Source organism: Bacillus sp. JH7, assembly GCF_001563515.1.
Taxonomy (GTDB): domain Bacteria; phylum Bacillota; class Bacilli; order Bacillales; family Bacillaceae_G; genus Bacillus_A; species Bacillus_A cereus.
The window spans coordinates 39,473-48,472 of the sequence record NZ_LPUS01000035.1; the positions used below are offsets into that span (position 1 = coordinate 39,473).

Here is a 9,000-nt window from a genome sequence, read left to right on the forward strand (position 1 = left end):
GTGACAGGAATGCGAGTGGCACAATCAGTTTCAGAATTAATCGGGAAAACGCCGATCGTTAAGTTGAACCGCATCGTAGAATCAGACAGCGCAGATATATACTTAAAATTAGAATTTATGAATCCGGGGAGTAGCGTTAAAGATCGTATCGCATTAGCTATGATTGAAGATGCTGAAAAAAATGGATTATTAAAAGAGGGCGATACAATCATTGAGCCGACAAGTGGTAACACAGGAATTGGTTTAGCGATGGTAGCGGCTGCTAAAGGATATAATGCAATCTTAGTAATGCCAGAAACAATGAGTATTGAGCGTCGTAATTTATTACGTGCTTACGGTGCGGAATTAGTATTGACTCCAGGGCCTGAAGGAATGGGTGGAGCAATTCGTAAAGCGACTGAATTAGCAAAAGAGCATGGCTACTTTATACCACAACAGTTCAAAAACCAATCGAATCCAGAAATTCACCGTTTAACAACAGGTCCAGAAATTATTGAACAAATGGGTGACCAATTAGATGCGTTTATTGCAGGTATTGGTACAGGTGGAACGATTACTGGTGCTGGTGAAGTACTGAAGGAAGCGTATAAAGATATTAAAATTTATGCAGTAGAACCTGCAGATTCACCAGTATTATCTGGTGGGAAACCAGGTCCACATAAAATCCAAGGAATTGGGGCGGGATTTGTTCCGGAGACGTTGGATGTAGAAGTATATGATGAAATTATTCAAGTGAAAACAGAGCAAGCATTTGAATATGCGAGAAGAGTGGCTAAAGAGGAAGGTATTTTAGTTGGTATCTCTTCAGGCGCAGTTATTTATGCAGCAACAGAAGTTGCGAAAAAGTTAGGTAAAGGGAAAAAGGTACTTGTTATTATCCCGAGTAACGGTGAACGTTATTTAAGTACACCACTTTATCAATTTGAATCATAATTAAACGCGATTGAAAAAGCATCCTTGAAAAAGGGTGCTTTTTCTTTTGGGATTGGAAATAGGAAAAGAGTGAATGACTAGAAAACTTCATGTAAAATAAGAGGTAGTATAATTAAATTATTTTCACTAGCCTTCGAGTATAATCAATCTCTATATAAATAACTTATGTAGTTTGAGCTGGTTAATCTAAGAGGGTGGGATAAAAGAAGACGGGGTGTTGATATGCAACGAAGAAAATCTTTAGCGCTTTCTATTCCATATCAGTTAGATTTCTTTAAGCAATATAAATTTCTTTCTCAGGGTAAATCGCAACATATTTTGTTAGAAAGCGGCCGTGGCGGTCGTTATAACATTGTAGGGCTGAACCCAGTAGCGGTAATCCGAGGGAAGGATGAAACGTTACATATAAGTGAAAGTGGTAAGGAAACAATAAAACGAGGGAATCCGTTAGATTTAATGCAAGAATATATGGAACAATGGAAGACGGACTATAACCCAGAGTATCCGCCTTTTCAAGGTGGTGCAATTGGCTATTTCAGTTATGACTGTATCCGTTATATTGAAAAGCTGCCTTCTCTTGCGGAAGATGATATTAATATACCTGACATCTTCTTTTTATTATTTGATGACGTATTTGTCTATGATCAAAAAGAACAAGTGTTATGGGTTATTACGCATTATGTAGATAAATATGAAGAGGCAAAAGAACGGCTAAATGAGTGGAAGAGTCTTTGGATGACAGAAGCGCCTGAAGTGACTGTGCCCTTTGAAAGTCCTGAAAAGAAAAGTGAAGCAGTTGCTTTTACTGAAGCCGGCTTTATGAAGGCAGTTGAATGTATTCAAGAATATATTGGGGCGGGTGATGTGTTCCAAGTAAACTTGTCGACGAGACAAGAAAGAACGTTACAGACACACCCACTAGAAATTTATACAAGTCTTCGTGAAATTAATCCATCTCCATATATGGGTTACCTGGAGCTTGGGGATTTTCAAATTGTTAGTGGATCGCCAGAGTTGTTAATTAAGAAACAAGGAACTGAAGTAAGTACAAGACCAATTGCTGGAACGAGATCTAGAGGCGCGGATGAGCAAGAGGATGAAGAATTAGCAAGAGAATTAATTGAGAACGAAAAAGAAAGAGCAGAGCATGTAATGCTTGTGGATTTAGAAAGAAATGATTTAGGACGTGTTTGTAAATATGGCACTGTAGAAGTGGATGAATTTATGGTAATTGAGAAATACTCACATGTTATGCATATTGTTTCTAATGTGCGTGGTGAGGTGGAAGAAGATAAAGATGCTTTTGATTTAGTGAAGGCTGTATTCCCTGGGGGAACAATTACTGGTGCCCCGAAAATACGTACGATGGAAATTATTGAGGAATTAGAACCTGTTCGAAGAGGGATTTATACAGGTTCAATCGGTTGGATTGGTTATTCTGGAGATACAGAATTGAATATTGTAATTAGAACGCTTCTTGCTAAAGATGGAAAAGCTCATGTACAAGCAGGGGCGGGAATTGTAATTGATTCAAATCCAGAAAATGAATATAAAGAGTCGTTAAAAAAGGCGATTGCTTTATGGCGTGCAAAAGAACGTAGCGAAGAAACGGTTAGGTGAGAGAAATGATATTAATGATTGATAATTATGATTCTTTTACATTTAATTTAGTGCAGTTTCTTGGAGAACTTGGACAAGAGCTCGTTGTTAAACGTAACAATGAAGTGACCATTTCAGATATTGAGAATATGAAACCAGATTTTCTAATGATTTCTCCAGGTCCATGTAGTCCTAATGAAGCGGGGATTAGTATGGAAGTTATTAAATACTTTGCTGGAAAGATTCCGATTTTTGGAGTTTGTCTAGGGCATCAATCCATTGCACAAGTGTTTGGTGGAGAGGTTGTCCGTGCAGAACGATTAATGCATGGGAAAACGTCGCTTATGCATCATGATGGAAAGACGATTTTTTCGGATATTCCTAATCCGTTTACTGCGACGCGCTATCATTCCCTTATTGTTAAGAAAGAGACGTTACCCGATTGCTTAGAGGTAACATCTTGGACAGAGGAAGGAGAAATTATGGCACTTCGTCATAAGACATTGCCGATAGAGGGTGTGCAATTCCATCCGGAATCTATTATGACTTCTCATGGGAAAGAGTTGTTACAGAATTTCATTTGTAAATACAGTCCAAGTGCAACGTTATGTTAATTTACGTAAATGGTCAGTATGTAGAAGCAAGTGAAGCGAAAATTTCTCCTTATGATCATGGTTATTTATATGGTCTTGGAGTTTTTGAAACGTTTCGTATTTATAATGGTCATCCTTTCTTATTGGATGATCATTATGACCGTTTAATAGAAGCGCTGGATACATTGCAAATTAAATGGACAATGACAAAAAATGACGTGATGCTTATTTTGAAAGATTTACTCGCTAAGAATGAATTGAAGCATGCATATGTACGTTTTAATGTATCAGCGGGTATAGATGAAATAGGATTACAAACGGAAATGTATGAAGAGCCTTCGGTTATTGTTTTTATAAAACCTTTAACAGCTCCAGGAGATGTAGTGGAAAAAGAAGGTGTTATTCTAAAACAAGTGCGAAATACACCGGAAGGAACATTTCGTCTGAAGTCTCATCATTATTTAAATAATATTTTAGGGAAGCGTGAAATTGGAAATGTTGTGAGTAAGGAAGGTATTTTTCTTACTGAAGCAGGTTATGTTGCAGAGGGTATTGTTTCCAATCTATTTTTTGTGAAAGGTGATGTTTTATATACACCTTCGTTAGAGACAGGGATTTTAAATGGTATCACTCGTGCGTTTATTATAAAGAGTGCTGAAGAATTAAATATAGAAGTAAAGGAAGGTTTCTTTACAAAAGATGAGCTACTTTCAGCGGATGAAGTCTTCGTAACAAACTCCATTCAAGAAATTGTTCCGCTTTATCGTATAGAAGCGCAGGATTTCCCGGGTAAAGTAGGAGTGGTTACAAAAAGTTTAATGTACCTTTATGGAATGCAAAGAGAGAAATTATGGAGCAGAAATGAATTACGAAGAGGAGATGTGTAGTTTGAAGTGGGATTATGATTTACGCTGCGGCGAATATACATTGAATTTAAATGAAAAGACATTAATTATGGGGATTTTAAATGTAACACCAGATTCGTTTTCTGATGGTGGGAGTTACAACGAGGTAGATGCTGCGGTACGTCACGCAAAAGAAATGCAAGGTGAAGGTGCTCATATTATTGATATTGGTGGCGAATCTACTCGCCCGGGTTTTGCTAAAGTATCAGTAGAAGAAGAAATAAAGCGAGTTGTCCCGATGATTCAAGCAGTTTCAAAAGAAGTAAAATTGCCTATATCTATCGATACATATAAAGCTGAAGTTGCAAAGCAAGCAATTGAGGCTGGTGCTCATATTATTAATGATATTTGGGGAGCGAAGGCGGAGCCGAAAATTGCTGAAGTCGCAGCTCATTACGATGTACCCATCATTTTAATGCATAACCGCGATAACATGAATTATCGTAATTTAATGGCGGATATGATTGCTGATTTGTATGACAGTATTAAAATTGCTAAAAATGCTGGTGTGCGAGATGAGAATATTATTTTAGATCCAGGTATCGGTTTTGCTAAAACACCTGAGCAGAACTTAGAGGCGATGCGTAATTTAGAACAGTTAAATGTGCTAGGTTATCCGGTTCTCTTAGGTACTTCGAGAAAGTCCTTTATTGGGCACGTATTAGATTTGCCAGTAGAGGAACGCCTTGAGGGAACGGGAGCTACTGTTTGTCTTGGTATTGAAAAGGGCTGTGAGTTTGTTCGTGTCCATGATGTGAAAGAAATGGCGCGTATGGCTAAAATGATGGATGCGATGATTGGTAAGGGGGTAAGGTAATTGGATAAAATTTATATCCATGATATGGAGTTTTATGGTTATCATGGCGTGTTCCCAGAGGAGAATAAATTAGGTCAGAGATTTAAAGTTGACTTAACGGTGGAGTTGGATTTAAAGCGTGCAGGGGAAAGTGATGACTTAGAGCATTCGGTCAATTATGGAGAGCTTTTCGAATTATGTAGAAAAGTTGTTGAGGATAGAAAGTATAAGCTTGTGGAGAGTATCGCTGAAAATATTGCTGCAGATATATTAAAACAATATGAAAGTATTTCGCGCTGTACAATTAAGGTAATTAAGCCGGATCCACCGATACCGGGTCATTATCGTGCTGTAGCAGTAGAAATTACGAGAGAACGTCCATGAACAATATAGCTTACATTGCATTAGGGTCGAATATTGGAGAGCGTTATACGTATCTAACCGAAGCGATTCAGTTTTTAAATAAAAATCCTTATATTCAGGTTGATGATATTTCATCTGTATATGAAACTGAGCCAGTTGGCTATACTGACCAAAGTTGCTTTTTAAATTTAGTTATAAAAATTTCTACCAATTTATCACCACAAGAATTATTGAAAGTAACACAAAAAGTAGAAAATGACCTAGGAAGAAAAAGGGAAATTAGGTGGGGGCCGAGGACTATCGACCTTGACATTTTACTTTATAATCAAGAGAATATTGAAGCAGAGAATCTTATTGTTCCGCATCCGCGGATGTTTGAAAGAGCTTTTGTTATCGTTCCGTTGTTAGAAATTAATCAAGACATAAAACAAAACATTTCATGTTCACAAGTAGAAGAAATGAAAAGGCGAGAGGGAGTAACGGTATGGAAGCAGAAAAATGGGGAAGACGCATTCGTGCTTTTCGAAAGCTAAAAGGTTACACACAAGAAGGTTTTGCTAAAGCACTAGGGGTATCTGTATCTGTTTTAGGTGAGGTTGAGAGAGGGAATAGATCGCCTTCTCAAGATTTTGTAGTAGAAGTTGCTAAGGCATTAAATGTTTCGATAGAGGAATTAATGCCAAAGTGATTGTACAGGAAGGAGTAGATTGATTGTTAAAGATTGCAAATATCGAGATGAAAAATCCGGTTGTACTAGCACCGATGGCGGGAGTGTGTAACTCTGCATTCCGTTTAACAGTAAAAGAATTTGGTGCCGGCTTAGTTTGTGCTGAAATGGTAAGTGATAAGGCAATATTGCTTAATAATAAAAGAACATTAGATATGTTATATATCGACGAGAGAGAAAAGCCATTAAGTTTACAAATTTTTGGTGGAGAGAAAGAAACTCTTGTAGATGCTGCGAAATATGTAGATAAATATACGACAGCAGACATAATTGATATTAATATGGGTTGTCCAGTGCCGAAAATCGTTAAATGTGATGCTGGAGCAAGGTGGCTTTTAGACCCGAATAAAATATATGAAATGGTAGCAGCGGTTGTAGATGCTGTTGAAAAGCCGGTTACAGTTAAAATGCGTATCGGTTGGGATGAAGAACATATTTTCGCAATAGAAAATGCTAGGGCTGTTGAGCGTGCTGGTGGCCAAGCTGTGGCGGTTCACGGACGTACACGAGTGCAAATGTATGAAGGAAAAGCGGATTGGGATATTATTAAACAAGTAAAACAATCTGTAAATATCCCGGTTATCGGAAATGGTGATGTCGCAACGCCGCAAGATGCAAAGCGTATGCTTGATGAAATTGGTGTAGATGGTGTTATGATTGGTCGTGCTGCTCTTGGAGATCCGTGGATGATTTATCGTACGGTAAAGTATTTGGAGACAGGTGAATTAATGCCGGAACCAACAGTGCGCGAGAAAATTGATGTATGTATGTTGCATCTAGATCGTCTTATCGACTTAAAGAATGAAAGTGTCGCTGTAAGAGAGATGAGAAAACATGCAGCTTGGTATTTAAAAGGTGTTCGTGGTAATGCGAGTGTACGTAATGGTATTAATGCTTGTAACACACGGGAAGACCTTGCGAATGTGTTAGGTACATTTGTAGAAGAAGTGGAAGCGAAACAACAAACAATTTACGTTGGTTAATAATGGACATAGGAGATTGACATTCTTCTATACACTTCCTATAATTACGTGAAAGAAAGAAGAGCTGCCAGTTAGTTGCTGGCAGTTTTTCTAGTTGAGTAGAAAATGCTATACTGTATATATTGTAAAATTAAATAGAGCTGGAGTGATATCAATATCATGGATAACATGAACCACGAAGAATTAAACGACCAATTGATTGTTCGTCGTGAAAAGCTACATAATTTACGTGAACAAGGAATTGACCCGTTCGGTAAAAGATTTGAACGCACAAATTCAACAACTGACTTAGTGAGTCTATATGGAGAGTTCTCTAAAGAGGAATTAGAGGAGAAGGAAATCGCTGTTTCTATCGCTGGTCGTATTATGACAAAACGCGGAAAAGGGAAAGCTGGATTTGCACATGTTCAAGATTTACATGGACAAGTTCAAATTTATGTTCGTAAAGATGCTGTTGGAGATGACGAGTACGAATTATTTAAAACAGCAGATTTAGGTGATTTAGTAGGTATTGAAGGTAAAGTGTTCAAAACAAACGTTGGAGAACTTTCAGTAAAAGCAACAGGCTTTACGCTATTAACGAAATCTCTTCGTCCATTACCAGATAAATACCATGGATTAAAAGATGTTGAACAACGCTACCGTCAACGTTACTTAGACTTAATTACAAGTATGGAAAGTCGTGAAACGTTCGTTACTCGTAGTAAAATCATTCGTGAGATGAGAAGATACCTAGATGACAACGGTTATCTTGAAGTGGAAACACCTATGATGCATGCAATTGCAGGTGGAGCTTCTGCGCGTCCTTTCACTACACACCATAATGCGTTAGATATGGAATTATATATGCGTATCGCAATTGAGCTACATTTAAAGCGTCTTATTGTGGGTGGTTTAGAAAAAGTATATGAGATCGGCCGTGTATTCCGTAATGAGGGTGTATCAACTCGTCATAATCCTGAGTTTACGATGATTGAATTATATGAAGCATACGCTGATTATAAAGATATTATGAAGTTAACAGAAGATATGGTTGCTCATATCGCGAAAAAAGTACTGGGTACAACAACAATCCAGTATGGTGATTATGAAATTAATCTAGAACCAGAATGGACACGTCTTCATATGGTAGATGCGATTAAGCAATACTCTGGAGCTGATTTCTGGAATCCGATGAGTGTAGAAGAAGCGCGTGAACTTGCAAAAGAACATAATGTAGAAATTAAAGATACAATGGAAGTTGGTCATATTATAAATGAATTCTTCGAACAAAAAGTAGAAGATAAATTAATCCAACCAACATTTATTTACGGTCATCCGGTAGAAATCTCGCCGCTTGCGAAAAAGAATGATGAAGATCCAAGATTTACAGATCGTTTCGAATTATTTATCGTTGCGCGTGAACATGCAAATGCATTCACTGAGTTAAATGATCCAATCGATCAAAAAGAACGTTTTGAAGCGCAATTAAAAGAGCGCGAACAAGGTAATGACGAAGCTCACATGATGGATGACGATTATATTGAAGCTCTTGAGTACGGTATGCCTCCTACGGGTGGATTAGGAATCGGTATTGATCGTCTAGTTATGTTATTAACAAATGCACCATCTATTCGTGATGTATTATTATTCCCTGCTATGCGCCATAAACAAGACTAAGCTTTGGAGATTTCTCCAAAGCTTTTTTTATTTGAGCATGAGTTGCGTGGGTATAGTAAATCTTGATAGTGCGAGAAATTATATTTATATAGAAGAAATGTGCTGTTTTTATACTTTTTTACTAAGTTAAAAATTTTATTAGAAAAACTATTGCATTTTAATAATCAAACTGGTATATTTATATTCGTTGCCACGAAAGGTAACAAACAAAACAAACGAAAAACAACTTATTGAAAAAAGTTGTTGACGAAAGTGTAACGAAATGTTATATTGATAAAGTCGCTTCTGAGCGACAAAGTAGTTCTTTGAAAACTGAACGAAACAAACAACGTGAAACGTCAATTTTTATTTTAGATGCTAGACAAACTAACTTTATTGGAGAGTTTGATCCTGGCTCAGGATGAACGCTGGCGGCGTGCCTAATACATGCAAGTCGAGCGAA

10 protein-coding genes and 1 rRNA gene are annotated in these 9,000 nt (G+C 37.4%); all 11 read left to right on the forward strand.

Translation table 11 applies throughout. The annotated features are described in order from the left end of the window. Positions 1–9: 9 nt before the first annotated feature. Positions 10–933, forward strand: coding sequence for a cysteine synthase A (gene cysK / locus AU379_RS28075; RefSeq protein WP_001261719.1), 924 nt, complete (start codon positions 10–12; stop codon positions 931–933). A gap of 222 nt (positions 934–1,155) precedes the next feature. Beyond that, positions 1,156–2,553, forward strand: a complete 1,398-nt coding sequence (gene pabB, locus AU379_RS28080) for an aminodeoxychorismate synthase component I (RefSeq protein ID WP_001189719.1) — start codon at positions 1,156–1,158, stop codon at positions 2,551–2,553. A 5-nt stretch (positions 2,554–2,558) separates the two neighbouring features. Next, positions 2,559–3,146, forward strand: a complete 588-nt coding sequence (pabA, locus tag AU379_RS28085) for an aminodeoxychorismate/anthranilate synthase component II (protein ID WP_000602309.1) — start codon at positions 2,559–2,561, stop codon at positions 3,144–3,146. Further along, the gene (pabC, locus tag AU379_RS28090) at positions 3,140–4,012 is read left to right on the forward strand and encodes an aminodeoxychorismate lyase (RefSeq protein ID WP_000909873.1); all 873 of its coding nucleotides are present in this window, start codon (positions 3,140–3,142) and stop codon (positions 4,010–4,012) included. The genes pabA and pabC overlap by 7 nt, the downstream gene beginning before the upstream one ends. After that, positions 3,987–4,847 (forward strand): dihydropteroate synthase, encoded by an 861-nt coding sequence (folP, locus tag AU379_RS28095; protein ID WP_002103948.1) that lies wholly within the window; start codon positions 3,987–3,989, stop codon positions 4,845–4,847. Before pabC ends, folP begins: the two co-directional genes overlap by 26 nt. After that, positions 4,848–5,210, forward strand: a complete 363-nt coding sequence (gene folB, locus AU379_RS28100; RefSeq protein WP_000358062.1) for a dihydroneopterin aldolase — start codon at positions 4,848–4,850, stop codon at positions 5,208–5,210. It begins immediately after the preceding gene. Further along, positions 5,207–5,722 (forward strand): 2-amino-4-hydroxy-6-hydroxymethyldihydropteridine diphosphokinase, encoded by a 516-nt coding sequence (gene folK, locus AU379_RS28105; RefSeq protein WP_001059447.1) that lies wholly within the window; start codon positions 5,207–5,209, stop codon positions 5,720–5,722. Before folB ends, folK begins: the two co-directional genes overlap by 4 nt. Then, the gene (locus tag AU379_RS28110; RefSeq protein ID WP_000387024.1) at positions 5,674–5,877 is read left to right on the forward strand and encodes a helix-turn-helix transcriptional regulator; all 204 of its coding nucleotides are present in this window, start codon (positions 5,674–5,676) and stop codon (positions 5,875–5,877) included. Before folK ends, AU379_RS28110 begins: the two co-directional genes overlap by 49 nt. A gap of 23 nt (positions 5,878–5,900) precedes the next feature. Beyond that, a complete protein-coding gene (gene dusB, locus AU379_RS28115; RefSeq protein WP_000912251.1) occupies positions 5,901–6,899 on the forward strand; it encodes a tRNA dihydrouridine synthase DusB in 999 nt (332 codons plus the stop codon). A 159-nt stretch (positions 6,900–7,058) separates the two neighbouring features. Next, the gene (lysS, locus tag AU379_RS28120; RefSeq protein ID WP_000369668.1) at positions 7,059–8,558 is read left to right on the forward strand and encodes a lysine--tRNA ligase; all 1,500 of its coding nucleotides are present in this window, start codon (positions 7,059–7,061) and stop codon (positions 8,556–8,558) included. A 372-nt stretch (positions 8,559–8,930) separates the two neighbouring features. Next, positions 8,931–9,000 (forward strand): 16S ribosomal RNA (locus tag AU379_RS28125); the annotation flags it as partial.

Bases quoted from the DNA above. Each gene is read 5' to 3' on its own strand.
- cysK (WP_001261719.1), top strand. From the start codon at position 10: ATGCGAGTGGCACAATCAGTTTCAGAATTAATCGGGAAAACGCCGATC.
- pabB (WP_001189719.1), top strand. From the start codon at position 1,156: ATGCAACGAAGAAAATCTTTAGCGCTTTCTATTCCATATCAGTTAGAT.
- pabA (WP_000602309.1), top strand. From the start codon at position 2,559: ATGATATTAATGATTGATAATTATGATTCTTTTACATTTAATTTAGTG.
- pabC (WP_000909873.1), top strand. From the start codon at position 3,140: ATGTTAATTTACGTAAATGGTCAGTATGTAGAAGCAAGTGAAGCGAAA.
- folP (WP_002103948.1), top strand. From the start codon at position 3,987: ATGAATTACGAAGAGGAGATGTGTAGTTTGAAGTGGGATTATGATTTA.
- folK (WP_001059447.1), top strand. From the start codon at position 5,207: ATGAACAATATAGCTTACATTGCATTAGGGTCGAATATTGGAGAGCGT.
- AU379_RS28110 (WP_000387024.1), top strand. From the start codon at position 5,674: ATGGAAGCAGAAAAATGGGGAAGACGCATTCGTGCTTTTCGAAAGCTA.
- lysS (WP_000369668.1), top strand. From the start codon at position 7,059: ATGGATAACATGAACCACGAAGAATTAAACGACCAATTGATTGTTCGT.